The sequence below is a fragment of the Pseudomonas sp. HS6-2 genome, assembly GCF_049325675.2.
GTDB lineage: Bacteria > Pseudomonadota > Gammaproteobacteria > Pseudomonadales > Pseudomonadaceae > Aquipseudomonas > Aquipseudomonas putida_N.
This window is the reverse complement of record NZ_CM143906.1, coordinates 2,211,339-2,238,189: the sequence shown is the minus strand read 5'-3', so window position 1 is coordinate 2,238,189 and position 26,851 is coordinate 2,211,339. Positions and strand designations below refer to the sequence as shown.

Genomic DNA, 26,851 nt, shown 5'->3' with positions numbered 1-26,851 from the left:
GATACGCCCTCTAGCGTTGCTAGTCAACCTTTCAAGGCGTTCATATTTTTGGGTGGCTGGTCAACCATACGGGTTGAATTGGAGAGCTGCCCCGTTGCCAGTCAAAGAGCCTAGCCCACAACACATCGGCCGCCAGTTGGCCAAGTACCGCCGTGCCCAGGGCTTTACCCAGGCGCAGGTCGGTGAACACCTGGAGATCGGCACCGAAGCAGTGTCGCGCATGGAGCGTGGCAAGGTCGAGCTGACCGTGCCCAAGCTGCTACAGTTGGCGGATATGTATGGCTGTCCGGCCGATGAGCTGCTGCTGGCCATCAGTCCTCGGCCACAGGACCAGGGGCAAAAGATTGCCTCGCTGATCAAGGACCTTGGCGAGACGGACAAGCAATTTGCCTTGGACCTTCTGCAGACCGTGACCGCGCACCTCGCGCAACGGTAAGTCGTTCGGTGATGGCGGCTACACCGATATGATCTCGACCAATTCAGCTTTTCCCTAGCGCTCCCCTGCCACGCGACCACCCTGTCGGTACCTGTCCGAGAGGGCCATGCCATGCGCCTCTACATCTGCGAGAAACCGTCCCAAGCCCGCGACATTGCCCGGGTGCTGCAGGCTCATCGTCGCGGCGAAGGCTGCCTGCAGGGCACGGGAGTGACCGTGACCTGGTGCGTGGGTCATCTGCTGGAGACCGCGCCACCGGAAATTTATGGCGACCAGTTCAAGCGCTGGTCGCTGGAGCACCTGCCGATCATCCCGCAGCACTGGCAACTGGTGGTGAAGCCCAAGGTCGCCGCGCAGCTGAAGGCCATCAGCCGGCTGCTGCAGGCCTGCGCCGAGGTGGTGATTGCCACCGATGCCGACCGCGAGGGCGAGATGATTGCCCGGGAAATCCTCGAACGCTGCGATTACCAAGGGCCGGTCCTGCGTTTGTGGCTGTCCGCCCTCGACGAGGCCTCGATCCGCCGGGCCCTGACGGCGTTGCGTCCGGGCGAGCAAACCCTGCCGCTGTACCACTGCGCCCTTGCCCGGTCGCATGCCGATTGGCTGGTCGGCATCAACCTCAGTCGGCTGTTCACCCTGCTCGGTCGCCGCGCCGGCTTCGACGGTACGCTACCGGTGGGCCGCGTGCAGACGCCGACGCTGCGCCTGGTGGTCGAACGTGATCGCGCCATCACCAGCTTTGTCGCCCTGCCATTCTGGACCGTGTTCGTTGTACTGCACGCTGACGGGGTTGAATTTGAGGCACGCTGGCAACCACCCGCTGCACACTGCGATGATACCGGTCGCTGCGTTGATCAGGTGGCGGCCCAGCAGGCTGCCCGGCGCCTGGCAGCTGCGCGGTCAGTACAAGTCGAGCGGGTCGACGTTGAACGCGTGACGGAGGGGCCGCCCTTGCCGTTCGACTTGGGCACGCTGCAGGAGGTCTGCTCGGCCAAACTCGGCCTGGGCGCGCAGGAAACCCTCAGTGTGGCGCAGGCGCTGTACGAAACCCACAAGGCCACCACCTACCCCCGCAGCGACTGTGGCTACCTGCCAGAGAGCATGCTGGACGAAGTGCCGCGTGTGCTGCATGCCCTGGCCGCGGCCGACCCGCCGCTTGGCCAGCGCTGCAAAGAGCTTGATCGGACACGACGTTCCCGCGCCTGGAACAGCAGCAAAGTCACCGCCCACCACGGCATCATCCCCACCGCCGTGATGATCCCGCTGGATCAATTGTCCGAGCGGGAGCGCGCCGTGTACACCCTGATCCGCGCCCGCTACCTGGCGCAGTTTCTGCCTCACCACGAATACCTGAAGACCCTGGTGCAGTTGCGCAGCCAGGCCGATCAGCTGGTGGCCCGCGGCAAGCAGATCCAGGGACGTGGCTGGAAGGCCGTGATCGACGAAGCCGACGCCAGCGAGCCGACCGAGCAAACGCAGCGGCTCCCCACCTTGCAGGAAGGTGCGTCGGTTGGTGTGCGCGACGCCAAGGTCAACACGCAGCGCACCCAGCCGCCCAAACCCTACACCGAAGGCACACTGGTCAAGGCGATGAAAACCATCGCCAACCAGGTGGCCGACGTGCGCCTGAAGCAAACGTTGAAAGACAGCATTGGCATCGGCACCGAGGCCACCCGCGCCGCGATCATCCAGGGCCTGATCGATCACGGCTACTTGACCAAGAAAAAGCGCAGCCTGGCGGCCTCTGCCGCCGCCCACACGTTGATCGAGGCCGTTCCGCGTGTGGTGGCTGACCCGGTGATGACCGCGGTGTGGGAACAGGCACTGGCACGGATCGAGACAGGGCAGCTGAGTATCGAGGCGTTTCTCGCCAAGCAGTCGGCCTGGCTCACCCAGGTGGTGCGCAGCCAGGCCTCGTTGAACCTGCAGCTACCCCGTTCGAAAGGTCCGGCCTGCCCGGTGTGCCGAAGCCCCATGCGCCAGCGCAAAGGCCGCACCGGTAACTTCTGGTCCTGTGTGCGCTACCCGGACTGCAAGGGCACCAAGCCAGTGAAGGCCAGCGCGGCGTCTGCCAAGCCGAAGCATTCCTGACTGCTTGACGCTAGGGGCCGTCACTGGTGTAGTGAACAGGCCCCTCGCCATTTGGCGACCCCAGGCCGATTCGCTCCGGGCAGCTCGGCCAGACTCGTTGAGTTCGGAGCCTCTTTCATTACGCTGCATCACTGTTCCGGATGTCCAAGGTTCCCGAGACGGATGACCCGTGCGACCTGCTGCAGGCTGCAGGGGTCATCCGCCTCGGCGACGATGCTCAGTGCCGGTGCCCGCCGGCGAAAAAACGGGCGCCGTTTGTGCGCGGATGCGTGCCAGTTATCCCGACCCAGGCCACGACAAGGGTCGGTTGATCAGGGTGACAAGACAGCGGAAGTGAAGCGACGACTTCGCTGCCAACGAACCGGATCAAGGGTGGCCCTTCTGTTCCTAGCCTGACGACCGTTGGGCTATTTTTTCGCGCGCTTGGGTCCACTGCGCGCCACCCACGTTCACGCCTCTGAACCCAGTCAAAATCGCCGTTGACGGGCGCTGCGCACCGTTCTATAGATGAACTGCAATGCGCTGTCGTTGACAGCACCAGGTAGCCGGAACCTGCAAGGCTACGCTCTCCCCAGAGTGGTTCCTCCCAAAGTGCGACTAGCGTTCGGCGGCTCGCACGGTTATCGCTCCCCGCGATGATGAGCGCTCTTACACCACTGCTGTTGCACCTGACCTTCCCTTGCGGACTCACCCCCCGCCAGGGCCGGTGAATATCCGCGTTTCTCGCAAACAGGAGATTCACCATGACCACAGCAAACACTGCTGCCCCCACCACGTACTTCAACCTGCACACCCAGGGCATTGGTTACTTGAACCGCGTGCGCGAGGTGCCAGTGCGGCGCGGCCAGCCCTTTTTGGCCTGCGACATCGCCGCCTTGCACGGTGCGTCGGATGACGTCGAGTACACCCGCTTCGACTGCAAGGTCGCTGGCGGTGAAGCCGAACGGCTGATCCGCGAACACCTCGAGGATGTCCGTGCCGAACGCAAGGTGCTGATCGCGTTTCGCATTGGCGACCTTTGGGTCGATGCCTTCACCTACGAGAAAGGTGAGCGCAAAGGCCAACCCGGTGCCAGCCTGAAAGGTCGGCTGATCTTCATCGAGTGGATCAAGGTCAACGGTCAGCTCACCTACAAAGCGCCAGCTCGGCAGGATGCTTCCTCGCCTGATCAGCCGTCCGAAGCGGCTGGCGAGGATGCGCCGGATTCTTCACGCAGTGCCCTGTACAAAGCGATACGTAAGATCGAGAAGGCCAAGGCTCAGGTTCGAGCCAAGGTCGAGCACCCGTTCCGGGTGATCAAGCACCAGTTTGGCTATGAAAAAGTGCGTTTTCGGGGCTTGGTCAAAAACACCGTATAGATGGTGACGCTGTTCGCTCTGTCGAACCTGTGGATGGCACGTCGACATTTGTTGGCGAACGCAGGAGAGGTACGCGTGTAATACAGAAAATGGCTGCTGCGCAGTGGCCGATGGGCCCGAAAAATCAAAGAGGATCGATCAAATCCTGGCGTGCGTCGTTTTTTGAAGTGCTGACCGCTCGATAGCCGGATAATATCCGGCTATTTCAGACCATCCCTAGTACAACTCGCTAACCGCCATATTCTAACTTGCTAACAAAAAGCCCCGTGATGCATGCCGCGGGGTATCCCGCAAAAGTTACGACAGTTCGCCCCTCCGACAGGAAATGCCGGTTCGGGTATTCGATCTGCAAACGGCGTTGTACGAAGCCCCAGTCAGGCAACGGTCGCACTTATCGCACCATTGATAATACTGGTCAGCTGGTCAACCTCATCCCTAGGCGATGAAGCGGCCTCGCCGCGGTCCCAAAAGTGCGAGCCCTGCAGCATGCCAATGATTACCACAATTAAAAGATCGAAGCGGTGATTGAAAGTATGCCCCTTGGCAGGCTGACCGGCGATCACCGACTTCAGGCAGCGGGCATAATCCTCCACTAGGGATTTGATATGTTCTTGCTGCTCGGTAGAGAGATTGATCATCTCGCGATTGATCAGGATCATGCGCTTGCCCTCACGCTTCTGGAAATCCAGCGACGCTTGGACGAACAGCCGTATACGCTCATTACGAGTTTTGCCCTGCTTGACACTGGTGCGTGTATTGGCCAACAGGTCGTCCAGCGCTTCTTCCATCAGCTCGTAGAGCAGCGACTGTTTGTTCTCTATATGATTGTACAGGGACCCCGCTTGCATCCCGAGGCAGGATGCCAGGTCGCGCAGGCTGGTTGATTGATATCCCTTCTGGGTGAATAGTTCAAGCGCGGCTTGACGCACGCGCTCGTGTGTTTCAGCGTTGACATGCGATGAAGAGACTCGAGACATTTGTTTTCTCCGCTCGCAGTTGGTTGTTGCATCTAGAGGCGTAGAGGGCCATACAAGCGACGGGCAAATCGCGCAGTAGATAGCGCCTGTAGTAGAGAATCCGACTCCCATTCAAGGGACAGCGACCGCTGGAACGTGAACATCGACCACAAGGTTGTCGATAAGCCGCGTCTTACCTAGACGAGCTGCGCCCAGAATCACCCAGTGGTCGTCATCGTGTGTCGCCGGTTCCAAGCTCTGCGCGTTTCTGACCTCCAGGTACTCAAGCTCGAACCCTGCTGCCTCTAACCGCTGTCGGCAACCATTCAAGGAGGGACCGACCTCCTGCCCTAGCTTTAGCAATGAGGCTAGGTCCACCAGGCACTTGTGCAGCAACGGCGCCATCGAACGTTGCTCCTCACTCAGATAGCCATTTCGGGAAGAGAGTGCCAAGCCGTCCTGGGCACGAACTGTCGGCGCCCCCACGATCTGTGTCCCTATGTTGAGGTCTCGCACCATTGCACGGATGACCGCTAACTGCTGGTAGTCCTTTTCACCAAAGATCGCCACGTCCGGCTGGACAACATTCAGCAGCTTGATGACCACCGTTGCCATGCCATCAAAATGGCCAGGGCGCGAGGCGCCACACAACCCTTGAGAAACTCGCGGCACCCTGACGAGAGTGACATCCTGCATTCCATCCGGGTACATCTGTTCGACGGTGGGTGCAAACAGCACATCGCATCCTACAGCCGTCAAGCGTTCCTTGTCGGCTTGCAGCGTTCTGGGGTAATTGGCCAGATCTTCGCCAAGCCCGAACTGCAGGGGGTTGACGAAGATACTGACCACCACGACGTCGGCCTTCTGCTTGGCCAGCTCAACCAACGCGATATGCCCGTCGTGCAAGTTGCCCATGGTGGCCACCAGCGCTATCGTGCTGTGTTCGGCACGCAGGTGCCCAAGGTGTGTGTGAAGCGCCTTGACCGTACCTATTGTCAGCACAGATTTATACCCCACTGGCCAACTGAGCGTCGATTGCTTCGAGCAAGCGTGGGTCGTCAGCCGCCACATCGGGAGCGAAACGGGCGACAACCTTTCCCATCCGGTCTACTAGGAATTTCTCGAAATTCCACAGCACGTCCGTGCGGTTATCAGCCACGATGCCATAGCCCTTGAGCCGCTCCCTGAATGGGCCTTCACCAATCGTCTCGGGTTGCGCAGCCGTGAGCTCGGCGTATAGCGGGTGCCGATCTTCACCGTTGACCGACAGCTTCGAGAACAGCGGGAATTGTATGCCGTAGTTCAACGAGCAGAACTCGGCGATTTCGGTGTCGCTGCCGGGTTCCTGCTCCTTGAAATTGTTAGCTGGGAAACCCAACACCTGCAGCCCTTGGTCTTTCTTGCGCTGATAGAGTTTTTCCAAACCTTCATACTGTGGGGTTAGCCCGCACTTCGAAGCCACATTGACCAGCAATAGAACTTTGCCGCGATAACGGCCAAGGGTGCTGGCTGTGCCATCGATCTGCTGCAAGGGAATATCGTAAATGGAATTGCTCATGATTACTGCCCCTAAAGATTGAGTTCAACGGTGGGAAGAACTGGATTTCCAATACAGGTGAAGAACTAGCCCCCCAGCGCTCCCTGACAACAGTGCAGACCAAAGGAACACCCAAGCGTAGCCGTAGCCTGCAGCAACCAGGCCCAGCGCCGGCCCAGCCACCCCGACTGCGACGTCAAAAAACAATGAAAGTGCACTGAGCGCCAAGGTTCGGTTAGCCGCAGGGATCATCGCCAGAGTTTCCATGCCTAGCCCTGGATAGACCCACGACACGCCGATGCCAGTGAGGGCGCCCCCTGCGATCACCAGTGCCGGTGACGGCGCCAGCCCGACCAGCAGCAGGCCGCTCGTCTGTACCAGCAGGCAGCCAGCAACCACCGTATAGCCGCGCAACCGGTGCAGAATGCCCGGCGATGCCAGCCGCGCCACGATGAAACCCGCACCAAACCCGCTCAGACAAAACGCCGCACCCTGCCAACCCAGGCTGTCGAAATACAGTGCTACAAATGCCATGAGCCCACCGTATCCAACCGAGCTGCACACGAGCACAATCCCATTGGGCAGCACCGCCAGCAGTACCCGATGAAAGGCCAGCCTCACCCCAGCCACTACCGGCGCCGGGCGCTTGCCCAGGGCCATGAACACAAATACCAAGCCCAGCAGAGCACTGCACAGCCCGACACTGGCAATGCCGAACGTATTGCCCAGTAACCTTCCCAACGGCGCGCCAACCGCCACACCGCCATAGGCCGCGATGCCGTTCCAAGACATCACCTTGGCGGTGCTAGGTACACCGTTCAGGCCAATCGCCCAGGTACAGCAGGGCGTGGAGATCATGGCGGTACACAGACCCAAGATGATCCTGCCCAGCACCAGAAGCACCAGGCACAGCGACACTGGAGCCAGCAGCGTAAGCGCAAGCCAGGTCGACAGACCGCTAGCGATCAGGCCGCCGAGCCCGCAGAGCACCGAGCACCTGGCCCCAAAGCGGTCTGCCACGCTGCCAGCCAGCGGCCGTGCGAGCAATGTCGCTACGTACTGCACACCGATCACCGCGCCAGCCAGCACCGCGCCCAAGCCGAGGTCATGCAGCACGAAGCCCGGCAGCACCGCCAGCGGCAAGCCGCTGCATATGTACCCGATGAAGTTGAAGCAGATGATCGAAAGGATCTGCGCATTGGGATGCGCCGGCCTACTGACCGCTGTAGTATCCCAGCGCAACCACATACCCGTTTACCCGCTGCAATAAGGTTTTCTTGAACTCGTTCTGCCCAGTGATGGGGTTGCGCCACAGGTAGTCGAGTTCACCGGTTTCATGCTGTTGCATTTGCCGCAACATAGCCTCGCCAATCGGCTGGCCATCGGTGGAACGCAGCGACTTGAAATCCGTACCGATCAGGCGCGGCAGGAAGCCGTGGGCAACGAAGCGCTGGCTCTTGATGTCCACCACGAAGGCATACAGGTCATCCTGGGTGAGCTCTTTGTCGTGCTGGTTGATGAGGGCAAAGGCCGCGTTTGGGTCCTTGTGCACTTGGTCCACGACCCGCTGCAGCAGTTCACGGGCCCGTTCAGGGCTGGAGCGCGGCATGTAATAGCCCACGGAGATCACCCGCTCGCCCACCCGTTGATAGAACACGCGCTTGCGCTCTACCTTGGCATGTTGCCAGTTCCACCAGCGATACTCGGCGCTGCGCACGGTGCCATCAGCGGGCTGCTCCATAGCTTGGCGAAACGCGGCCTTGAGGTCGTCGTCCAGCACGCTCACCACCGGTTTGCCGACCAGCGACACCGATGGCCCGCCGCTGGCCAGCATCACCCCAGAGGTATCGACCACGTAGATATACAACTCGCCATCGACGAACGCACCCTGGCGGCTGAACTCGGCCAGGGCGTTATCGCCGCTGGCCTGGTAACGGGCCACCGCCTTCGCCAGCAGTGCACGAGCGCGCTGGCTTTCAGCATCGTAGACGTCACTCGACGGCGGCTGCGCCATGGCGAACAAGCAAGCAAGACACAAGCAAACACCTGTGAACGCTCGATAAAGGCTCATTGTTTTCATTTCTCCGGTGACTTTACGGGTAGCACTGCCACGCCCTGCCCGTCGGCGCCTACAGCGTGCGACCGATAATCTCTTTCATGATTTCCGAGGTACCGCCGTAGATCCTCGCAACACGCGCATCGACCCAGGCCCGGCTGATCTTGTACTCGCTCATGAACCCATAGCCGCCGTGCAGTTGCAGGAACTCGTCAAGTAGCTTGCCCTGCATCTCCGAGCCCAGCAGCTTGGCCATGGCCGCCACATCCGCGGGCAGCTCGCCGCGCATGACCTTGGCCAGGCAATCATCGACAAATACTCTCAGCATGGTGAACTGCGCCTTTGCTTCGGCGAGCTTGAAGCGGGTGTTCTGGAAATCCAGCACCGGCTTGCCGAATACCTTCCGCTCGCGGGTGTATTCGATGGTCTCTTCCAGTAGCGTCTGGATCGACTGTGCGGCGCGGATCGCGATGATCAGGCGCTCCCACGCCAATTGGTGAGTCAGGTACTTGAAGCCCTGCCCCTCCTCGCCGAGCCGGTTGCCGGCAGGCACCCGCACATCGTCGAAGAACAATTCGGCGGTGTCCTGGCCCTTCAGGCCGATCTTTTCCAGCAACCGCCCCTTGGAGAACCCCTGGCGCTCTTCTTCGACGCAAATCAGGGTGAGCTCTTTGGCGCTGAGGTCGAGCTTGGTTGCGGTCACCATCAGGCCGGCATTGCCCCCGTTGGTGATGAAGGTCTTCTGCCCGGAAATGATGTAATCATCGCCCTCCCGGCGCGCCAAGGTCCGCATCGAGCGCAGGTCGCTGCCGATACCCGGCTCGCTCATGGCGATCACGCCAATCAGCTCGCCGCTGACCATCCGGGGCAGCCAGCGCTGTTTCTGCTCTTCGCTGCCGTAGGCGACAATGTAAGGGGCAACGATCTCTGAGTGGGTAGTAAACCCTACCGCGGTGGCATTGGCCCGCGCCAGCTCCTCGATCATCACGGCCGAGTGGCCAAAGTCCCCGCCAGGCCCGCCGTACTCCTCGGGCACGGTAGAACACAAAAGTCCGGTCTCCCCCGCCTTGAGCCAGAGCTCCTTGGGCACTATGCCGTTCTTTTCCCACTCATGCAGGTAGGGCACGATCTCGCGATCGACGAACCGGCGCGCTTGTTCGCGGAACATGTTGTGGTCTTCACGGAAAACGCCACGCATCTTCAATACTCCAAAATTCCGTCGGTTGTGCCTTTATGCGGTCACCGGTCGAGGTAGTCGGGATTTCGCTTTTCGACAAACGCCGAAACGGCTTCTTGATGGTCTTCAGTGTGGTGGGCCAGCGATTGATAAGCCGCCGACAGCTCGAGCAGTGAGTCCAGGCGCATGTGCTGCCCTTCGCGCAGCAAGCGCTTGCACAGGCGCAGCGAGTGCCCCGGGTTGCTGGCGATGCGCTCGGCCAACGAACGCGCTTCAGCCATCAGCGTCTCGTGTGTGCACACCTGCTCCACCAGCCCCCATTCCAGGGCTTTGACCGCATTGATGGTGTCGCCGGTAAAGGACATCAGGCTCGCCTTGGGAACGCCGATGATCCGCGGCAGCAACCAGGCGCCGCCATCGCCCGGCACGATACCCAGGCGTACGAAGCTCTCGGCGAATACCGCCGAGGTGGATGCCAGGCGGATGTCGCACATGCAGGCAAGGTCCAGGCCCGCGCCAATCGCGGGCCCGTTGACGGCGGCGATAACCGGAATGTCCAGGTCGTACAGCGCCAGCGGAATGCGCTGGATGCCGTCACGGTAGGTGTTGCGCAGCTCATAGGGCGAGCCTGCAAAGATGCCGGCACGCTCGTGCATATCCTTGACATTGCCGCCGGCGCAAAAGGCGCTGCCATTGCCGGTCAGCACCATGACCCTGGCGGACTTGTCGCGGCGCAATGCGGCGCACAGATCGACAAACTCCTGGATCTGCTCCGGTGTGGTCAGGGCATTGCGGGTGTCCGGGTGGTTCATGCGCACAGTGACGATACCGCCCTCGCGCTCGATCTGAAGAAAAGGGTTCATAGTCGATTGCTCGCAAGGCCGGTCAAGGGTTGCTCGCTGTGGTGGGTCAACAACGGCCAGTACCCGTCGCTGCCACCCTGGCAGATTTGTGCGCCCAGGCGTTGGCTCCAGAGGCTGGCCGAGCCAAACTCGCTGCGCCATGCCCACAGCCTTCGGCTGAGCAGATGAAGGGGGTATTCCTCGGTAAAGCCGATGGCGCCGTGTACCGAATGGGCGATGCTGGCGCCGACACTCGCGGCGTCGGCGGTACTGATTTTCGCTACGGCGATGGTCAATGCCGCGAGCCCGTCGTCGGACTCGCAAAAGGCCGCTTCAGCGGCAATGCTGGCAGCGGCCGTCTGCTCGGCCAGTACCGCCAGCTGTTGCTGGATCGCCTGGAACGACCCGATGGCCTTGCCGAACTGCTTGCGCTCTCGCGCATAGTTGGCGGTCATGTCCAGCAACGCATGCAGCGCCCCGGCGGTCTGCGCCGAGCGCAGCATCGCGCCCCCAAGCTCCAGGACATCGACACCGAGCCCGTCTGGCAGGTGTGCGTGGGCAACTACCCGCGCACCGCGGAAGACCAGATCATCGCGCGGTTCTCCCGCCACGTTGAGGCTGGGGGTGAGTTCGCAGGCCGTGCTGCGTTGCAGCAACACCACCTGCGGTGTACCTGCATCGGTCGTGGCGACGGTCACCACGGCATCTACATTGCGCCCCCAGGGTACGGCGCGGGCGGTGCCGCTGACGTGTCCATCGGTCAGGGTCAAATCGGCATGGGCGGCGATGCTCAAGGCGCCCTCGCGCCCTTCAAGGCCGGCCTTGCTCAGCAGCCAGTTGGCCAGCAAGGCCTCGCCCAGCGGGGCCGGCACCGAATAGCGCCCGGCGGCGCGGACCATCACATAGATATCCGCCCAGCTGGCGCCCGCGCCGCCCAGCGCTTCGGCGGTGCCCGCTAGGGTAAAGCCTGACTCATCGAGCGCAGACCACAGCTCGGCTGGCCACTCGCCGCCCTCGCAGCCAAGCACATAGGCCGGGGTGGCCAGGTCGGCAAACAGGCGTTCGATCATCGTCTCAAATAGTTCGCGCATTATCGCAACTCCAGGCCCCGGGCAATGATGCCGCGCAGAATCTCGCGCGTACCGCCACGCAGTGAAAAGGACGGCGCCATCTGTGTCAGGTAAGCCAGCACCCGTGCGTATTCGCTGCCACCCTCCTGTCGCGGCTCGGTGTCCAGCAGCAGTTGCGCGACTTCCGGCAATTCCTGTTCAAACACATTACCCAGGTCTTTCACGCAAGAAGCGGCCCACGCAGGATGTTCGCCTGCAGCCAGTTGCGCGGTGACGGACAGCGACATGTTGCGCAATGTGAGCAGCTTGGCCGACAGGCGTCCCACCTCCCGTGCCTGCAAGGCATCCGGCGCCTTGCCGAGTGCGTCGATCAAGGCAGTGAGCAGCGCCATGCAACTGAGAAAGCGCTCGGGGCCGCTGCGCTCGAACGCCAGTTCGGCGGTCACCTGATCCCAGCCCTTGCCTTCACTGCCGATCAACGCGTCGGCCGGCAAGCGCACGTTGTCGAAGAACACTTCGTTGAAATGTTCGCCGCCGGCCAAGTCGCGGATCGGCCGGATGGTTATGCCGGGCAGGCTCAGGTCGACGATGAATTGCGACATGCCCTCGTGGCGCGCGGCCTGCTTTTCGCCGGTGCGCACCAGGGCAATCATGTACTGCGAATGGTGGGCGTTGGTAGTCCAGACTTTCTGCCCGTTGAGCAGCCAGCTGTCCCCCTCACGGACTGCATTGCTCTTGATGGACGCAAGATCAGAGCCGGAATTGGGCTCGCTCATGCCGATGCAGAAGTAGCTTTCACCCCGGCAGATGGCAGGCAAGTAGCGCTGTTTCTGTTGTTCCGTACCGAACCGATTGATCAGCGGCCCGCTTTGCCGGTCGGCGATCCAATGGGCCGACACCGGCGCACCGGCAGCCAGTAGTTCCTCGATGATCACGTAGCGGGCGAACGGCCCCGCCGCAGCGCCGCCGTAGGCTTTGGGCAACGCCATGCCGACCCAGCCGCGGGCGCCCAGCTTCTTGCTGAAATCGGCGTCGAAACCCATCCATGAATGGGCACGCAAGGTCGGCGGGGAATCGGCCAGGTGGACCTGGATGAACTCCCGGACTTCGGCACGAAGCGCCTCGGCCTCGGGAGGGATGGAGCTGTAGCTGAATTGACTGATGGCCATATGCGCTCTCTAACGCTGAACACAGGCGCAATCGCCCCGCTTGAGGCGACCACAGAACCGCCCCCTTGCTTCAGCCGCCGATGCGCGACACCTGAAGCAAGGTGGGCGACTTACAACGCGGTTTGCGCGTCAGCCTGGGCGAACATCGCATTGATGTCGCCGGAGGTGACAGGCTTGTTGTCATGGCGTCCATGGTCGGCGCCGCCCAGGCCCAGGGCAGGCTCGATGCTGACGTGTGTGGCCTGGGCCCGCAGCGCACCCACCGTGCAGTTTTCGCGACCGTGGATGGAGAATGGGTCGAAGGAAAACTCGCGCATCGCATTCAGATGGGTGACCTTGTCGATGACGTCCTTGGAGAGGTGTTGCAGCCCTTCCCAGGCGGTTTCCGGCGAGTTGGGCCATGTGCAGTCGGAGTGTGGGTAATCGCTCTCCCAGGTAACCATGTCGGCGTTGAGGAAATCCAGGTTTTTGAGGCCGAAATTGTCCTCAATGAAACAGGTGATGAAGTGCTTGTTGAAGATATCGCTAGGCATCTTCCCGCCGAAGTTGGAGTTGGTCCAGGCGTTGTGATGGCGGTGAGTGAAGTCGGCACGCTCCAGCAGATAAGGCACCCAGCCGATGCCCCCTTCGGACAGGGCCATGCGCAGGTCGGGGAATTTCTTCCACATTGGCGCCCAGATCCAGTCGGCCGCCGAATTGGCGATGGAGATGGGCATGGACGTGATCCAGGCATCGATAGGCGACATGTCAGACGCATGGTTCGCTTTCACGCCAGTACCGATATGGCAGCAGATGACCACCTTGTTGTCGCTACAGGCCTTCCACAGTGGGTCCCAATAGTCGCTGTGAATCGACGGGTAACCATGGATGGCCGGGTTATCCGACAGCGAAATGGCATGCACGCCTTGCCGTGCCAGGCGCTCGACTTCAGCGGCAGCGGCCTTCATGTCCCACCACGGTACGATCATCAGCGGGATGAAACGGCCCGGAGCGGCGTTGCACCAGTCGTGCAGGTGCCAGTCGTTATAGGCCTGGATTGCAGCCAGCGACACGGCGCGGTCGCCGTGCACCTGAAAGCGCTGCCCGGCAAAGCCCGGGAAGGTGGGGAAGCACAAGGAGCCCAGTACGCCGTTAGCGTTCATGTCGTCGACACGGTCCTTGATGTTCCAGGTGCCACGACGCATCTGGTCGTAGCCCAGCGGCTCCATGCCGTATTCCTCTTTCGGCCGGCCGACTACCGAGTTCAAGCCCATGTAGCCGGTGGCCTGCTCTTCGAACACCCAGACGTCGCGCTCGCCTTTCTTGACCACATGCGGCTCGCGCCCCTTGAAGCGGGCCGGCATATGGCGGGCAAAGGCATTGGGCGGCTCAATCGCGTGGTCATCGACACTGACGAGAATCAGATCTTCAACTTTCATGGCTATCCCCTTCGCATTCGGGCTTGTTGTTGTGAATGAAGCATAGAGCAGATTCAAACAGAATTAAACACTTTTTTTATTTGTGTTCATATTTAGTCGAATGCAAGGCTGTCAGCGACGACCAGGGGCTGCTTCAATCCCACAGCACATGCAGGTAATGCGGACCGCGCAGCTGCGCGCCTACTATCTGCGGCGCGGGTTTGCTCGGGTCTAGGCGGATGTTGGGCATCAGGTCGAGAATCGCGTTCAGCGCGCAGTTGATCTCGGTCTTGGCCACGAATTGGCCGATGCACATATGCGGACCGAAGCCGAAGCCGAACGAAGGCTTCGGTTTGCGATCGATGTCGAACACGTCGGGGTGTTCGAAGGCGTCTTCGTCGCGGTTGGCGGAGCTGACAATGCACTGCACCATCGCCCCTTGCGGGATAGGTACATCGCGGATCTGCAGGTCTTTGGCGGCCTGGCGCACCTTGAAGGTGGCCACGGGCTCGAAGCGCACCGCTTCATCGATGGCCTTGTTCACCAGGCTGCGGTCATTGCGCACCCGCTCCAACACCTCGGGGTGCTGCAGCAGTAGAGACATCAGGGTGCCGAAGGTGCGGGTGGTGGTTTCACTAGCCGCAGGCAGCAGCGACCGCACGAAGGTCGCGATCTCATGATCATCCAGTGATCGGCCCTGGTATTCAGCCTGGATCAGGCGGCTGATCAGGTCATCACCCGTACCACCCTGGGCACGGCGCTCCGCTACCACGTCCTTGACCACGTCATACAGCGCCTGAGCCGCCTGCATTGCCGCGCCGCGTGCGGAAGCGGCCTTTTCCGGGTCCACCTGGGGCCCCGCCAGGATCGCCAGTGCCCAGGCCGCATACTGCTCGATCTGCTCTGGCCGGTCTTCGGGAAAGCCGATCAGCGAATAAATCACACGGATGGGGAAATACAGCGCGAAGTCCATCAGATCGGCCGACCTGGCCGACACCATGGGCTTGAGGTATTCCTCGCGAATCACCCGGTCGATCCGGGTTTCCTTCCAGCGGTTGACGGTATCGGGCATGAACACCGGCTGCAGCAGGCTGCGGATGTTCTTGTGCGCCTCGCCATCCATCGCGGTCAGGATCAAGCCATCGAAAAAGGCACCCAGACCCTCGGCGATAAAGCCGCTGGTGAAGTTGCCGGCATCACGCATCACAGCCATCACGTCGTCATACTTGAACAAGGTGAAGGTGGGCCGTGTGGCATCCAGCCCGGCGATGGACGGCACCCCGAGGCGTGCCATGAAGTTGTCTTGAAGGACGGGGGAATTGGCGCGCATGTCACGGTAGGTCGCGTGCAGATCGATGTCGCTGGTACCCCGGTAATTGCTGGCTACATCGGTGAATGCCTTGGTCAGGTCGCTTTGTGCCGGTGTGGACATGATCATCTCCTGTTTTATTGTCATTATTTTTTATCAGGCCGTGGCAGAGCCCCTATACGCTGGGTAATGGTAGGCCTTATTTAACTACAACTGAACAAATATGACTTTTTTGATCACCAAACATGAATGCGTGACAATTTTCAATAGGCCTGGTGTACCAGCGTCATGCGTCCGCCTGCCAGCATCAGCGCGCAGTACATTCCCAGCTCGGCTATCTGGCCGGCAGAAAAATAGGCTTCGAGCCGTCTGAAATGCTGGTCGTCGATGGCCAGATAATCGCTGGCGAACAACTCAGCGTAGTCCAGCGCCGCCCTTTCCTCAGGGCTGAATTGCGCGCTGTCGCTGGCCATGCAGGCGATGTCCTGTTCTGTGACGGTGTCCGACTTGCGCGCCAACTGGCAGGCCTGGCAGGTGGTGATGCTGGCGATCTTCAGGCGCACCATCTCGCGCAAGCGCTCGGGCAGCAGGCTGTCGCTATGCAAACTTTCCATCAGCTCTAGCCAAGCCAAAGCGGCCGCGGGACGGTGCGCCCAGACCTGAACTGGGGTGACGGAACTGAGCATGCGGCTACGTTGCCCACGCTCGACCGCGTCCTGCAACGCGGCCGGCATGTCACCGAGGGCAACCAGAGGCAGGCGGGCCACCTTAATCGAGCCGCTCGATAAGGGTGGCGGTGCCCATGCCACCGGCACAGCAGATGGCCTGCAGGCCGAAGCGGCCACCCCGGCGCTCAAGCTCGTTGAGCAAGGTGGTCATCAGGCGCGCACCGCTGGCCCCCAGCGGATGTCCCAGGGCAATGGCTCCCCCGTTGACGTTCAACTTCTCATGGGTTACGCCAGTTTCCAGCATCCACGCCAGCGGCACCGAGGCAAATGCTTCATTGACCTCGAACAGGTCGATGTCATTGATGCTCAACCCGGCCTTGGCCAGCACCTTGCGAGTGGCAGTAATCGGCCCGGTCAGCATCAAGGTCGGGTCAGAGCCAACCGTGGTGAAAGCGCGAATGCGCGCACGCGCCTTGAGCCCAAGTTTTTTCGCCGTGTCGGCATTCATCAGCAGCAGCGCGGCAGCACCATCGGAGATCTGCGAAGAATTGCCTGCGGTGATGCGCCCGGACTCGGGGCGGAAGCTGGTCTTGAGCGTCGCCAGCTTTTCCCGCGAGGTATCCCGGCGAATGGTTTCATCGCGACGCAACACACCAGCCGGCTCGGCCAGTGATTGCTCCTTCAGGTCATCGACCACGACCTGCACGATCTCGTTGTCGAAATACCCCGCGTCGCAAGCGGCCGCAGCGCGCTGATGGCTGGCAAAGGCGAAGTCATCCAGGGCGTCGCGGCTGAGCGACCATTGGTCGACGATCCGCTCGGCCGCCTCGCCTTGGCTGGTCAATTCATAGCGTTGCACCGCCATCCAGCCGAACGCCTCGCCGTGAAGGTCTCGGTTGCTGCCCATCGGAACGCGGCTCATGTTTTCCGCGCCACCGGCCACTACCACATCCACCGCGCCACTGGCGATGGCGCCAGCGGCCAGGTGCACAGCGACTTCACCCGAACCGCATTTACGGTCGATGGTCAACCCGGGAATGCTGACCGGCCAGCCTGCACCCAACAATGCGGTACGGGCGATATTGGCGGACTGCTCACCGATCTGCGTCACACAGCCGAAGATCACATCTTCGACCTGCTCAGGAGCCATATCTACGCGCTCCAGCAAGCGGCTGATCACCAGCGAGCCCAGATGATCGGCGCGCACTCCCGCAAGGCTGCCACGAAACCTGCCGATGGGCGTGCGCACCGCATCAACGATAACGACCTCGTTCATAGTGCACTCGCCTTGAGGCCGGACCCCGGAACCTGCTTGCCATCGGCATAGCGATACACGCCCTGCCCTGTCTTGCGCCCCAGGCGTCCGGCCGCAACCATCTTGATAATCAGTGGGCAGGGGCGAAATTTCTCGCCCAGGGTCTGATGCAGGTAGCGCAGCACCGACAATCGCGTATCCCAGCCGGTCAGATCGCCCAGCTCCAGCGGCCCCATCGGGTGATTGAAGCCCAGGCGCAGTGCGGTATCGATGTCTTCGGCGGTCGCGGTGCCTTCTTGGAGCATCCACATCGCCTCATTACCCAGCAGCGCAGACATGCGACTGGTGGTGAGCCCTGGCGACTCATTGACGATGATGGAGGTCTTGCCGATCTGCTCGCACAGCGCGCGCGTGCGTATCACCACCTCGTCGCTGGTGGCCAGGCCACGCACCAGCTCCACCAGCTTCATCTTGTGCACTGGGTTGAAAAAATGCATGCCGATGACCCGGTCGGCACTGTCCACCGACGCGGCAATTTCGGTCACACTCAGGGCCGAAGTGTTGGTGGCGATGATCGCGTCGGCGGCCAGCAGCGGGGCTGCCTGGCTGATGACTGCCTTCTTCACCGCCAGTTGTTCGGAGACGGTTTCCACCAGCCAGTTCGCCCCGCTAGCGGCTTCGCTCAGGTCACTGGTAGTCAGCAAATTAGCCAGTGATTGCTGCGCCTGCTCCTCGCTGACCTTGCCCAGACGTACGCCATCGCCAAGGACCTTTTCGATGCTGGCCCGCGCGTGGGTCAACGAGGCCGGCTTAGTATCGACCACGACGGTGGCGAAGCCGGAACTGGCGAAAGCATGCGCAATGCCGGTGCCCATCAAACCAGCACCCACGACCACTACTTTCTCTTTATTGTTGGTGTTCATGTCTGGCTCTCGATTGGCTGCGGTTTTTTACCGACTACATTTCGCAATGTGCCGATGCCTTCGACGCTGGCTTCAACCACGTCGCCCTCCTTGAGATACAGCCCTGTGCCCATGCCCACGCCCGCCGGCGACCCGGTGAACAGTACGTCGCCCGTGGCAAAGCTGGAGCGTTGCTGCACAAAGCTGATTAACTGCCCCACGTCCCAGGTCATCTCCGCGGTGGAACCATCCTGGCGAACCTCGCCATTGACCTTCAGGGTCAAGCGCAACCGCGGGGAGCCCTCGGCAAACTCGTCCTTGGTGACGATCCACGGGCCCAGGCCCGTGGTCCGGTCCTGGCTCTTGGCGGCGAACAGGTCCATGCCGATGCCGGGCGGCCCGCTGCGCTGCAGGTCACGCGCACTCACGTCGTTGCCGACGGTGTAGCCCAGCACGCAGGCCATCGGGTTTTCGACGTCGATCTCGCCCGTACCGATCACCACCACCAGTTCAACCTCGTGGTCGAGTTCTTCGGTCAAGGGCGGAAAGCGTATTGGGTCCCTGGCGCCGATTAACGCACCGTAGGCCTTGAGGAATGCGACCGGCTGCGCCGGTGCATTCAGTCCGAACTCCACCAGGTGCTTGGCATAGTTGGCGCCCGCCACCACTACCCGATTGATCGGTTCGATCGGTGGCAACAAGCACACTTTCGACAGCGCCAGCGCCGGGCCGGCGAGCCGGACGGAGCTGATGCCCCGCCCCGCCGCCACGCCCGGAGCCCAGTCCCTGAAGTCGCCGGAAATAGGGGTTACCTGGTCCTGGGCGACATCGACCACGGCCCAGAAAATACCGACCGCTGGATGCTCACAGCGTGCCAACTTCATCAGGCACCTACCTTGCCCAGCTTGGTGGGATCCAGATGCAGCAGGCGGCAGGCATTCTCATAGCGGATCTTGCGCAGATCGGCATCCGAAAGCTTCAGGCCATGGGTCAGGTCATGACGCACCGCATCGCTGCCGCCGAAGTTGCTGCCGTACAGCACATGGTCGGCACCGATGATATCGACCAACGCCTGGCGCATCGGCACTTCGTGCAATTCGACATCGAAGTAGAAGTTCTTCATGTAGTCGAGCAACGGCTTCTTGTTGTATTTGACGTCCAGGTTCTCGTTGGTCTTGGCCAGGCGCCCAAGCTGATACGGCACGTAGCCGCCGCCGTGGGTGATGTACACCTTGAGGTCGGGGAAGCGGTCCAGCACGCCACCGCAGATCAGGTTCCAGAAGCAGCGACTTTCGTCGTACTGCATGCCGACGATGGCGGTGGTTTCGTAACGGTCGTCGTTGGCGTTCTTGCCCCAGGTGACCGACTGGTTGTAGCCGTGGATGAACATCGGCAGGTCCAAGTCGCAGAGGGTGCGCCACACCACGTCAAGCTCCGGCGAATCGAACTCCAGCCCGCCGAAGTTGGCGCCACCGGCCACCATGCCCTTGGCCCCCAGCTCGGTACAGGCATAGCGCAGTTCGGCGGCGGCCGCCTCGGGCGCGTTCAACGGCACGTGGGCCCAGAACATCAGGCGGTCCGGGGCCGCCGAGCAGTACTCAGCCAGCGTCGTGTTGACGGTACGTGCAAATGGTACGGCGAACTCGGCCTCGGTCCAGTACATGTAGCAGTGCGACGGCACCGAGATTACCTGCAGGTTCTGCCCTGCCGCATCCATGCCGGCCAGGCGGACTTTCGGATCCGCCCAGCGCGCGAAATACTCTTCAAGCTTGGGGCCGTTGCCAGAACGCACGGCAGCCTTACGCTCAGGCGAACCGAGCCCCAGAATCCATTCCCCCACCCGCAGCTTGATATCGCCATCGGCGTGCTGTTCGAAGAACGGCCCCCAGTGCGGGTGCTGGTTGTAGTAGCCCGGATGGGGTGCGTGAGCGTGCAGATCGATAAGCATGTGCAGGTACCTCGAGGTTGGCACTTTTTTGTTGGTTTGCAGCAGGGCGCCTTTGCGCGGTCACGGTCAACCGACGCGGGAAGGGGAACGGCAAGGCTCGCTACTAGGCCAGAGCTTAAAATTAATTTGAGCATAAATCAAAATTCTGTTCATATTATTTTCAGGCCACCCTGAAACCCCCGAGGCAGAGCCTGCCCCAACCTAGGCAAGAGGGCTTGAACTGACCAACAAGCGCGAAAATGAGGAAGAAGAATTTCGACAAACCACAAAAAACCCCCGACTGACGGGGGCTTAGGGTGTACCGAATGGCGAAAGAAGGTTTCAGCGGCGGGTGCGCGAGGTAGACCCCATGATCAATGCGCCAAGCAGCTTTTTCACGCGTACCGGGAATAGTCGGCGTCCCGCCGCCTCCGGCACCAGGACTTCGCTCAACACATAGCGAATGATCATTTCGCAGATCAGCTCCCGATCCAGGCGTACGCCCAGGCGGTCGTCCCAGTCATCGAAGACAATGCCCAGGCCATCCTGAAAACGCACGATCGAGTCGTGGAAAATTCGCCGAAAGAACCCCAGCGCATAGTCTGGCGCCACCACCAGCAGGCGCCGCGCACGGCTTTGCTCAAGGTAGTTGTCGAGGTAGGCGAACAGTGCGTTCAGCCGCGCTTCCGGGTCACTGATGTGGCCCAGTTCCTGCGACAACGAGGTGTGGAAGCTTTCACGCTTGTGCCGTGAGAAGGTGTCCAGCAGGTCTTCCTGGGAAGAGAAATAGCGGTAAAAGGTACCGCGCGATACACCCGCGACCTGGCACACATCGAGAATGGAAATGCGATCGGCGCCTGACATCAGCACCACTTCTTCGGTCGCCTTGAGGATGTTGGCGATGGTTTCTTCCGAACGGCGATTGGGCTTGACCTTATTGCCTGACGTCGCCGGGCCATTGCGTCGCTCGACGGTCTTGACGGCTTTGGCGCCGCTTGCAGGGGCGTCAGGTGCGGCTTTTTTTCTGGTTTTGGCAGCGGCCTTAGGCGCTTCTGCCAGCTGAGTAGCATTTTTTGGCATGGACTTGCAGGCTCGTGGAGAGTAATGATGAGGCAACGTTAGCACAGAATCTGCGCACAAATAATCGTATATGTTCAACTTTATGCTAAAGACAATTTGATATTTTGCATTTAGAATCAGGTTCTCTATTTAAAACAAAAACCAGGCAGACCAGCAGTTTCGGGGCCTAAACGGAGAAAACTCATGGGTAGCAGTGGGAATCCAGACACTTGGGCGGTAGGAGAACGAGACACGGTCATTGATGCGCTAGACCGTGCGGTGGCACGGCATCCGGAGCGAATCCTGCTGGATTTCAGCGGAGAGTTATACACATACGGTGAAGTTGATTCACTTTCGACAAGAATGGCCAACGCCCTGGCGTCGCTCGGCATCAAGCCGGGTGAAACTGTACTGACCATGCTCGACAACAATATCGATGCGGTCATCACCTGGCTGGCCATCAACAAGCTGCGCGCAGTAAGCGTGCCGATCAACACGGCACTCAAGGGCGAGTTTCTGCGCCACCAGATCGCCGACACTGGCACCTCGCTGGTGATCTGCGAAGCTGCCTACCTGCAGCGCATCACACCGCTGGCAGAACAGCTGCATGACGTGCACCACATTTTGCACCGCGGCACCCCCGACAGCGTGCCCGAGTGCGCGATTCGCATTACCGCGCTGGACAGCTATCGCGGCCAGGACGCCACCCCGCTGGCCACTAAGCCGCAACCTTCCGATCTCGCCTGCCTGATCTACACCTCGGGCACCACCGGCCCGTCCAAAGGCTGCATGATCAGCTACAACTTCATGTGTAACCTGGCCCGCCTGCAATTGCGTGCCGGACCTGCTAGTGCCGATGACGTCACCATCACACCGCTGCCGCTATTCCACATGAATGCCCTGTGCGTGTCGATCATCGCCAGCATTCTGGTGGGTGCACGTGCCGCCATCCTGCCGCGCTTTTCGGTGTCCGGCTTCTGGCCGGAAGTGGAACGCTCGGGCGCCACTATCGCCTCGATTCTCGGCGGCATGGGCGGGCTCCTCGCACAGGCGCCAGACAACGAGGCCATGTTGCGCTGCGTCGGGCAAATACACACCGCTCGCGGCAACCCCTATACCGAAGAAACCAAGAAGATCTGGCGCGAACGCTTCGGCACGCCGCTGGTGGGTGGCAACGGCTATGGCCTGACCGAAGCCTGCGTGATCACCTCGCTGGCAGCCGGCGAATATGCAGCGCCCGGCTCCTCGGGCAAACGTATTGCCGACTTCGATGTACGCATTGTCGACGACCTTGACCAGGAAGTACCCCCTGATACCGCCGGTGAAATCGTGGTACGCCCACTGCGCCCGGACATCATGTTCCAGGGCTACTGGCGCCGGCCGGAAGACACCCAGAAGCTGATGCGCAACATGTGGTTCCATACTGGCGACATCGGCAAGTTCGATCATGACGGCTTCTTCTACTTTGTTGACCGCAAAAAGGACTATCTGCGACGCCGTGGAGAAAACATCTCCAGCTTCGAGATGGAGGCGGCCTTCGGCGTGCATCCTGCCCTGGCCGAAGTGGCGGTACATGCGGTGCCGTCCGATAAAGGCGAAGATGACGTGAAGGTCACTGCAGTTTTGCATGAAGGCGCCACGCTGCACCCCGAAGACCTGTTCCACTGGGCCGTGGAGACGGTGCCCTACTACGCCCTACCGCGCTACATCGAGTTTCGCCCCAGCTTGCCGAAGAACCCACAGGGCCGTGTTTTGAAATACCTGCTGCGCGACGAAGGCAAAACCTCTACTACCTGGGACCTCGAGACTACCTCGATCAGCGTTGCCAAGAAGTAGCCGCTTCACCCAGCACGCGAAAAGCGCGGCACTAGCCGCGCTTTTTTATTGGCTTCAGTATTCGCGCACGGGGATGCCTTTGGGCCGAGAGTTGTAGCCAGGCAGGTGCAGACCGCCGTCGACGTGAATGGTTTCGCCGGTAATGAAGCGCGACATCTCGCTGGCCAGGAACACCACCACCGGGCCGATATCGGCCTCAGGCTCGCCACAACGCCCCAGCGGGCGCATGGAAGCAGACATTTCAGCGAACCCCGGGTTCTCTGCCGCCAGCTTGTGGAAGGTGGCGCCCATCGCGGTGGGCGCGATAGCGTTGGTGCGAATGTTGAAGCGCCCCCATTCGGAGGCCGCGCTGCGGGTCAGCCCCACGATGGCCGACTTTGCGGTGTTGTAGTCGCCATGCAGCCAGGCACCGATCTCGATATCGATCGAGTAGAAGTTGATGATCTTGCCGCCCCCGCGCGCCTTCATGTGCGGGAGCGCCGCCTTCATCGCCCACCAGGCTGCCCACACGGTCGAACCCAGTGTCTGCGCGAGCATCGCATCGGTCTTGTCTTCCAGCAACACGTTGGGCGTGGGCGCAAACGCGTTGTTGACCAGTATGTCCAGGCCACCGAACTCGTCTACGGCCAGTTGCACCGCGGCTTCGATATCGGCCTTGCTGCAGACGTCCGTGCGGATGAACACCGCCCTGGCGCCAAGCGCCTTGAGATCCGCTACCACCGCTTCCCCGCTGGCTTCATCCAGTTCTGCGACCACCACCGCAGCTCCCTCTTTGGCGAAGTTCAGCGCGATGCCTCGGCCGATTCCGCCCCCTGCGCCGGTAATCAGCGCGACCTGTTCGTTCAGCAGGGCCATAACCGCTCCTTTTCTTGTTTTTAGTGAACATTATAGTATTTAGTGTTCAAATATAGCTGATTTCAGCGCCCCTCACACCCTTTGCAAAAGGACACCAGGATGACTGTATTTCGACGCCGCGTAGACATCATTGCCCACGCAGACCACGTTCGTGCGGCCCTGGAAGATGATTTTCACCACTTTCGCGTATGGGCCAGCCACACAGCCGGCCATGTCACGGCCATCGGTGGCGAAGCGCTGCGCTACCCCTATTCGCTGTGCCCGCAGGCAGGCGACCAACTGCAGGCGCTGATAGGCATGCCACTGGCGCGCATTGCGCATTCGGTCACCCGGCACACTGACGCCAGCCATCAATGCACCCACCTGCTCGACCTGGCCGGCCTGGCTATTGCGCGCGCCGCCCGCGGCGCCGGCGAGCGGCGCTACGAGATCCAGGTCGGCGCACGTATCGACGGGCGTACCCGCGCCAGTCTGAGCTGCGACAGCGGGCAGGTCCTGAGCTGGGAAGTGAACGGTACGATGATCGAAGGGCCGCCACCCTATGCTGGGGTCAACCTTCGCGAAGGGATGGCGCGCTGGGCGTTGGGCACCCTCAGCGAAGACACCGCCGAAGCGTCGCTGCTTCTGCGCCGTTGCACGCTTATATCGATGGGGCGCGCCTACAACCTCGACGAACAAGCCCACGCCGTCAGCAGCGGTCGCTGCTACAGCCAGCAACCGGCCCGCGCCGAACAGGCACTGCGTATGCAGGGCTCGACCTTGGATTTCAGCAACAACCCACAGGCATTGTGCGCCCAGGACCAGGCGTGGCTGCGTGCCATGCCCGGTGACCACGCGGCGTGACACGCCGAGTGGCCTTTACACGACGCTTTAGAGGAAGATGGCCAGGTTGGGTGTGCCCAGCACCGCCTGGTCCAGAATCACCTCGCGCCGCGCCAGCTTGAACCCGGCCGCCCCCAGGCGCAGCACATCGCGCCGCTCACCGCTGATGATGTCGACGTGGTGGTCTTTGAAACGGCTGCGCGTGAGCAACAGGTAACTGGTGACCACGAACTCGTCAGGCTTCTGCGTTTCCTCCACGAACACGTTGGTCACCAGCCGGCGGGTACGCGAAGGCGGGTCTTCTGCCCAGGCGCTCTTGCCGGACAAGCGCAGGATGCGCCCCATCATCGAACGGTAGTCGTCGTGGTAGTGCTGCACACTGCGCACGATGGTGGTCTTAAGTTCCGAGGCCAGGCGCGTTTGGCGCAGCGGCACTGTGTAAACCAGGTCGGTGTCCAGGCGCTCGGCCCATTCCTGAAGGCGAATCTGGTCGAGCAAGGTGGCCTCCTCGAAAAGGAAGGTCACTACATCGTTGTAGACCGCCGACCCCACCGGCACTCGCCGTGTGCCGACCGGGGAGCCAGGCTGGATCTCCTCCACGCCGCGTTGCTGAACCTGCGTCATGAGCAATTCCTCATTGTTGTTCTTCTACTTGAAGGGTGACGAGTTGAGGCGACAGCACAGGAAGGGCCGCTTCGAAAAGCGAGCCTCCCCCATGCTCATGCCTCATCCGCGGCAGTCATCAGTTCGTGCCAGTACAGCCACCAGTGCCACTGCGTGTCGTCCTTGGTAAAGCCTTCGTTGACGATGCCCGGGCCGGGCCAGCCTTCAGGCGCACCCGTCTCGTAGCAGGCCTGATACTTGAGGGTGCTCTTACGCCCCATCGCGCCCTTGGCGGCCAACGTCATGTGCGGCCAGGTATCGGAGTCATCCTGCTCGACCATGCCGGAGGTGCCGAATAGTTGAATGGTCTGCTTGAGCATCTTGTCTCGCAGCTCTGGTGGCGCGTCCTTCTCGGCGAACACCCAGTTGACGAACTCCAACTTGTCAGGGCCTTGCGGCACATAGGCGTGCAGGGTCATGGAACCGACGACGCTGCCGTCGGGCTGTGGAATGTAGACAAACCCAAAAAGAATATTCGGGAACATGCCACCCACTTGTGGAGGCATGCTGGTGAGCACCTGCAACTGCTCGTCGCTCAGGTTGCGTGCCAGCTGCTCGACCATCCCGGCGGTCATGCCGGCAGGTGGCAGTGCTTCAAGCTTCTGCTGCACGCTCAGCTCGGCCGGATCCAGGCCGGTAAGGCGCTTGATCTTGCGGGCCAGGTCGATGCAACGCAGGGCATGGCCATGCGGCGAACTGATCTCGACACCGATCATTTCCGGGCTCAGGTCGGCGGTTTCACCCTCGCCCTTCTTCGCATAGTTGCCCACCTCGCCCAGCCAGCGGTGCAGGGTCAGGGTGTGGAAGCCGTCCGCGGCGGACTGCTCGCCAGCGGTTTTCCAGTTGGCGTTGACGATGAAGCGCTGAGGCGGACCGAGCACTTCCATGCCCTTGTCGGAACGACAGAACAGCATGTCGTAGTACCACTTAGCGTCGCCCAGAAACTCCTCGAAGGACGGCCCCTCGGTGTTCCAGGTGGCAAACACCAGGCCGCCGTACAACGTGACCCGCGCCTTTTTCAGCCCCAGCTCCTCTTTAGGCATCATCTTGCCGTGCATGCACTCGCGCTCCACCGGCGAACCGATGAAATCCCCGTTCGGACGGAATGCCCAACCATGGTAGATGCATTTATGGATCTGAGTGTTGCCGCAATCGGCGGTGGTGATGCGCATGCCGCGGTGCGGGCACACGTTTAAGGTGACGAAGACCTCGCCTTGTTTGCCGCGGGCGACGATCACCGAGTCAGAACCCAGGTCGCGAACCATGAAGTCCCCGGCGTTAGGGATCTCCGTTTCATGGCCCAGCAGTACCCAGATCTTGCCGAAGATCTTTTCCATCTCCAGCTCGTAGATTTCACGGTCGGACAGCACGCGCATCTGCACTTCGCGAGTGTTGGGGTAAATGAGGTCAGAGACCTTGGTTCCATCAGACAATACGGGGCTTGTTCTTGTTAGCATGATTGCCTC

At 61.2% G+C, this 26,851-nt stretch carries 24 protein-coding genes and 2 pseudogenes; 6 read left to right on the top strand and 20 right to left on the bottom strand.

What is annotated here, in order from left to right:
* Window positions 1-94 precede the first annotated feature (94 nt).
* The 4 genes and pseudogenes from ACOKS3_RS10435 to ACOKS3_RS10420 all read left to right on the top strand — a co-directional run bounded on the left by ACOKS3_RS10435 (window position 95) and on the right by ACOKS3_RS10420 (window position 3,966).
* Window positions 95-436 (top strand): helix-turn-helix domain-containing protein, encoded by a 342-nt coding sequence (locus ACOKS3_RS10435; protein WP_075045762.1) that lies wholly within the window; start codon window positions 95-97, stop codon window positions 434-436.
* A gap of 111 nt (window positions 437-547) precedes the next feature.
* A complete protein-coding gene (locus ACOKS3_RS10430) occupies window positions 548-2,527 on the top strand; it encodes a DNA topoisomerase III (protein ID WP_075045763.1) in 1,980 nt (659 codons plus the stop codon).
* A 743-nt stretch (window positions 2,528-3,270) separates the two neighbouring features.
* Window positions 3,271-3,618, top strand: a pseudogene (locus tag ACOKS3_RS10425) (DUF3577 domain-containing protein); the annotation flags it as partial.
* Window positions 3,604-3,966: pseudogene (locus tag ACOKS3_RS10420) on the top strand (transposase). The pseudogenes ACOKS3_RS10425 and ACOKS3_RS10420, both read left to right, overlap by 15 nt.
* 293 nt (window positions 3,967-4,259) lie before the next feature.
* Here the strand turns inward: ACOKS3_RS10420 and ACOKS3_RS10415 are convergent.
* The 17 genes from ACOKS3_RS10415 to ACOKS3_RS10335 all read right to left on the bottom strand — a co-directional run bounded on the left by ACOKS3_RS10415 (window position 4,260) and on the right by ACOKS3_RS10335 (window position 21,230).
* The gene (locus ACOKS3_RS10415; protein ID WP_075045764.1) at window positions 4,260-4,862 is read right to left on the bottom strand and encodes a TetR/AcrR family transcriptional regulator; all 603 of its coding nucleotides are present in this window, start codon (window positions 4,860-4,862) and stop codon (window positions 4,260-4,262) included.
* A gap of 111 nt (window positions 4,863-4,973) precedes the next feature.
* Window positions 4,974-5,843: a pantoate--beta-alanine ligase gene (gene panC, locus ACOKS3_RS10410; RefSeq protein WP_051095676.1), complete on the bottom strand. Its 870-nt coding sequence runs from the start codon at window positions 5,841-5,843 to the stop codon at window positions 4,974-4,976.
* 4 nt (window positions 5,844-5,847) lie between these two features.
* On the bottom strand, window positions 5,848-6,399 hold the full coding sequence (locus ACOKS3_RS10405; protein WP_051095677.1) for a glutathione peroxidase: 552 nt from the start codon (window positions 6,397-6,399) through the stop codon (window positions 5,848-5,850).
* A gap of 24 nt (window positions 6,400-6,423) precedes the next feature.
* The gene (locus tag ACOKS3_RS10400) at window positions 6,424-7,626 is read right to left on the bottom strand and encodes an MFS transporter (RefSeq protein WP_051095678.1); all 1,203 of its coding nucleotides are present in this window, start codon (window positions 7,624-7,626) and stop codon (window positions 6,424-6,426) included.
* Window positions 7,592-8,449 (bottom strand): cache domain-containing protein, encoded by an 858-nt coding sequence (locus ACOKS3_RS10395; RefSeq protein ID WP_051095679.1) that lies wholly within the window; start codon window positions 8,447-8,449, stop codon window positions 7,592-7,594. Before ACOKS3_RS10395 ends, ACOKS3_RS10400 begins: the two co-directional genes overlap by 35 nt.
* A gap of 58 nt (window positions 8,450-8,507) precedes the next feature.
* Window positions 8,508-9,632, bottom strand: coding sequence for an acyl-CoA dehydrogenase family protein (locus tag ACOKS3_RS10390; RefSeq protein WP_051095680.1), 1,125 nt, complete (start codon window positions 9,630-9,632; stop codon window positions 8,508-8,510).
* 41 nt (window positions 9,633-9,673) lie between these two features.
* Complete coding sequence (locus ACOKS3_RS10385) at window positions 9,674-10,474, bottom strand: crotonase/enoyl-CoA hydratase family protein (RefSeq protein ID WP_051095681.1); 801 nt, start codon at window positions 10,472-10,474, stop codon at window positions 9,674-9,676.
* Window positions 10,471-11,544, bottom strand: a complete 1,074-nt coding sequence (locus ACOKS3_RS10380; RefSeq protein ID WP_051095682.1) for an acyl-CoA dehydrogenase family protein — start codon at window positions 11,542-11,544, stop codon at window positions 10,471-10,473. Before ACOKS3_RS10380 ends, ACOKS3_RS10385 begins: the two co-directional genes overlap by 4 nt.
* Window positions 11,544-12,692, bottom strand: coding sequence for an acyl-CoA dehydrogenase family protein (locus ACOKS3_RS10375; RefSeq protein ID WP_051095683.1), 1,149 nt, complete (start codon window positions 12,690-12,692; stop codon window positions 11,544-11,546). The genes ACOKS3_RS10380 and ACOKS3_RS10375 overlap by 1 nt, the downstream gene beginning before the upstream one ends.
* A 110-nt stretch (window positions 12,693-12,802) precedes the next feature.
* Window positions 12,803-14,110 carry an amidohydrolase family protein gene (locus tag ACOKS3_RS10370; RefSeq protein ID WP_046785926.1) on the bottom strand — a complete coding sequence of 436 codons (1,308 nt, stop codon included), beginning with the start codon at window positions 14,108-14,110 and terminating at the stop codon, window positions 12,803-12,805.
* A gap of 133 nt (window positions 14,111-14,243) precedes the next feature.
* Window positions 14,244-15,521, bottom strand: a complete 1,278-nt coding sequence (locus ACOKS3_RS10365; RefSeq protein WP_051095685.1) for a cytochrome P450 — start codon at window positions 15,519-15,521, stop codon at window positions 14,244-14,246.
* A 140-nt stretch (window positions 15,522-15,661) separates the two neighbouring features.
* A complete protein-coding gene (locus ACOKS3_RS10360) occupies window positions 15,662-16,165 on the bottom strand; it encodes a carboxymuconolactone decarboxylase family protein (RefSeq protein WP_177328426.1) in 504 nt (167 codons plus the stop codon).
* 1 nt (window position 16,166) lies between these two features.
* Window positions 16,167-17,342 (bottom strand): thiolase family protein, encoded by a 1,176-nt coding sequence (locus ACOKS3_RS10355; protein ID WP_051095686.1) that lies wholly within the window; start codon window positions 17,340-17,342, stop codon window positions 16,167-16,169.
* On the bottom strand, window positions 17,339-18,244 hold the full coding sequence (locus ACOKS3_RS10350; protein WP_051095687.1) for a 3-hydroxyacyl-CoA dehydrogenase: 906 nt from the start codon (window positions 18,242-18,244) through the stop codon (window positions 17,339-17,341). The genes ACOKS3_RS10355 and ACOKS3_RS10350 overlap by 4 nt, the downstream gene beginning before the upstream one ends.
* A complete protein-coding gene (locus ACOKS3_RS10345) occupies window positions 18,241-19,107 on the bottom strand; it encodes a fumarylacetoacetate hydrolase family protein (RefSeq protein WP_051095688.1) in 867 nt (288 codons plus the stop codon). The genes ACOKS3_RS10350 and ACOKS3_RS10345 overlap by 4 nt, the downstream gene beginning before the upstream one ends.
* Window positions 19,107-20,171 carry an amidohydrolase family protein gene (locus ACOKS3_RS10340; protein WP_051095689.1) on the bottom strand — a complete coding sequence of 355 codons (1,065 nt, stop codon included), beginning with the start codon at window positions 20,169-20,171 and terminating at the stop codon, window positions 19,107-19,109. Before ACOKS3_RS10340 ends, ACOKS3_RS10345 begins: the two co-directional genes overlap by 1 nt.
* A gap of 321 nt (window positions 20,172-20,492) precedes the next feature.
* On the bottom strand, window positions 20,493-21,230 hold the full coding sequence (locus ACOKS3_RS10335; protein ID WP_051095690.1) for a TetR/AcrR family transcriptional regulator: 738 nt from the start codon (window positions 21,228-21,230) through the stop codon (window positions 20,493-20,495).
* A 183-nt stretch (window positions 21,231-21,413) separates the two neighbouring features.
* Here ACOKS3_RS10335 and ACOKS3_RS10330 point away from each other — a divergent pair, with 183 nt between their 5' ends.
* Window positions 21,414-23,045 carry an ATP-dependent acyl-CoA ligase gene (locus ACOKS3_RS10330; protein WP_051095691.1) on the top strand — a complete coding sequence of 544 codons (1,632 nt, stop codon included), beginning with the start codon at window positions 21,414-21,416 and terminating at the stop codon, window positions 23,043-23,045.
* Between the two features lie 54 nt (window positions 23,046-23,099).
* Here ACOKS3_RS10330 and ACOKS3_RS10325 read toward each other — a convergent pair whose 3' ends face one another.
* Window positions 23,100-23,900: an SDR family NAD(P)-dependent oxidoreductase gene (locus ACOKS3_RS10325; RefSeq protein WP_051095692.1), complete on the bottom strand. Its 801-nt coding sequence runs from the start codon at window positions 23,898-23,900 to the stop codon at window positions 23,100-23,102.
* 99 nt (window positions 23,901-23,999) lie between these two features.
* On the opposite strand from ACOKS3_RS10325, the gene ACOKS3_RS10320 reads away from it, so the two are divergent.
* Window positions 24,000-24,743, top strand: a complete 744-nt coding sequence (locus tag ACOKS3_RS10320) for a DUF2889 domain-containing protein (RefSeq protein ID WP_051095693.1) — start codon at window positions 24,000-24,002, stop codon at window positions 24,741-24,743.
* 27 nt (window positions 24,744-24,770) lie between these two features.
* On the opposite strand, the gene ACOKS3_RS10315 is transcribed toward ACOKS3_RS10320, so the two are convergent.
* Both ACOKS3_RS10315 and ACOKS3_RS10310 read right to left on the bottom strand, forming a co-directional pair.
* Window positions 24,771-25,346 (bottom strand): aromatic-ring-hydroxylating dioxygenase subunit beta, encoded by a 576-nt coding sequence (locus ACOKS3_RS10315; RefSeq protein ID WP_051095694.1) that lies wholly within the window; start codon window positions 25,344-25,346, stop codon window positions 24,771-24,773.
* Between the two features lie 95 nt (window positions 25,347-25,441).
* Window positions 25,442-26,842: an aromatic ring-hydroxylating dioxygenase subunit alpha gene (locus ACOKS3_RS10310; RefSeq protein ID WP_051095695.1), complete on the bottom strand. Its 1,401-nt coding sequence runs from the start codon at window positions 26,840-26,842 to the stop codon at window positions 25,442-25,444.
* Window positions 26,843-26,851 lie beyond the last annotated feature (9 nt).

What these genes read in the sequence shown, in the direction of transcription:
- ACOKS3_RS10430 (WP_075045763.1), top strand. Translation starts at nt 548, where the DNA reads ATGCGCCTCTACATCTGCGAGAAACCGTCCCAAGCCCGCGACATTGCC.
- ACOKS3_RS10415 (WP_075045764.1), bottom strand. Translation starts at nt 4,862, where the DNA reads ATGTCTCGAGTCTCTTCATCGCATGTCAACGCTGAAACACACGAGCGC.
- ACOKS3_RS10405 (WP_051095677.1), bottom strand. Translation starts at nt 6,399, where the DNA reads ATGAGCAATTCCATTTACGATATTCCCTTGCAGCAGATCGATGGCACA.
- ACOKS3_RS10400 (WP_051095678.1), bottom strand. Translation starts at nt 7,626, where the DNA reads ATGTGGTTGCGCTGGGATACTACAGCGGTCAGTAGGCCGGCGCATCCC.
- ACOKS3_RS10395 (WP_051095679.1), bottom strand. Translation starts at nt 8,449, where the DNA reads ATGAGCCTTTATCGAGCGTTCACAGGTGTTTGCTTGTGTCTTGCTTGC.
- ACOKS3_RS10390 (WP_051095680.1), bottom strand. Translation starts at nt 9,632, where the DNA reads ATGCGTGGCGTTTTCCGTGAAGACCACAACATGTTCCGCGAACAAGCG.
- ACOKS3_RS10385 (WP_051095681.1), bottom strand. Translation starts at nt 10,474, where the DNA reads ATGAACCCTTTTCTTCAGATCGAGCGCGAGGGCGGTATCGTCACTGTG.
- ACOKS3_RS10380 (WP_051095682.1), bottom strand. Translation starts at nt 11,544, where the DNA reads ATGCGCGAACTATTTGAGACGATGATCGAACGCCTGTTTGCCGACCTG.
- ACOKS3_RS10375 (WP_051095683.1), bottom strand. Translation starts at nt 12,692, where the DNA reads ATGGCCATCAGTCAATTCAGCTACAGCTCCATCCCTCCCGAGGCCGAG.
- ACOKS3_RS10370 (WP_046785926.1), bottom strand. Translation starts at nt 14,110, where the DNA reads ATGAAAGTTGAAGATCTGATTCTCGTCAGTGTCGATGACCACGCGATT.
- ACOKS3_RS10365 (WP_051095685.1), bottom strand. Translation starts at nt 15,521, where the DNA reads ATGTCCACACCGGCACAAAGCGACCTGACCAAGGCATTCACCGATGTA.
- ACOKS3_RS10355 (WP_051095686.1), bottom strand. Translation starts at nt 17,342, where the DNA reads ATGAACGAGGTCGTTATCGTTGATGCGGTGCGCACGCCCATCGGCAGG.
- ACOKS3_RS10350 (WP_051095687.1), bottom strand. Translation starts at nt 18,244, where the DNA reads ATGAACACCAACAATAAAGAGAAAGTAGTGGTCGTGGGTGCTGGTTTG.
- ACOKS3_RS10345 (WP_051095688.1), bottom strand. Translation starts at nt 19,107, where the DNA reads ATGAAGTTGGCACGCTGTGAGCATCCAGCGGTCGGTATTTTCTGGGCC.
- ACOKS3_RS10340 (WP_051095689.1), bottom strand. Translation starts at nt 20,171, where the DNA reads ATGCTTATCGATCTGCACGCTCACGCACCCCATCCGGGCTACTACAAC.
- ACOKS3_RS10335 (WP_051095690.1), bottom strand. Translation starts at nt 21,230, where the DNA reads ATGCCAAAAAATGCTACTCAGCTGGCAGAAGCGCCTAAGGCCGCTGCC.
- ACOKS3_RS10330 (WP_051095691.1), top strand. Translation starts at nt 21,414, where the DNA reads ATGGGTAGCAGTGGGAATCCAGACACTTGGGCGGTAGGAGAACGAGAC.
- ACOKS3_RS10325 (WP_051095692.1), bottom strand. Translation starts at nt 23,900, where the DNA reads ATGGCCCTGCTGAACGAACAGGTCGCGCTGATTACCGGCGCAGGGGGC.
- ACOKS3_RS10320 (WP_051095693.1), top strand. Translation starts at nt 24,000, where the DNA reads ATGACTGTATTTCGACGCCGCGTAGACATCATTGCCCACGCAGACCAC.
- ACOKS3_RS10315 (WP_051095694.1), bottom strand. Translation starts at nt 25,346, where the DNA reads ATGACGCAGGTTCAGCAACGCGGCGTGGAGGAGATCCAGCCTGGCTCC.
- ACOKS3_RS10310 (WP_051095695.1), bottom strand. Translation starts at nt 26,842, where the DNA reads ATGCTAACAAGAACAAGCCCCGTATTGTCTGATGGAACCAAGGTCTCT.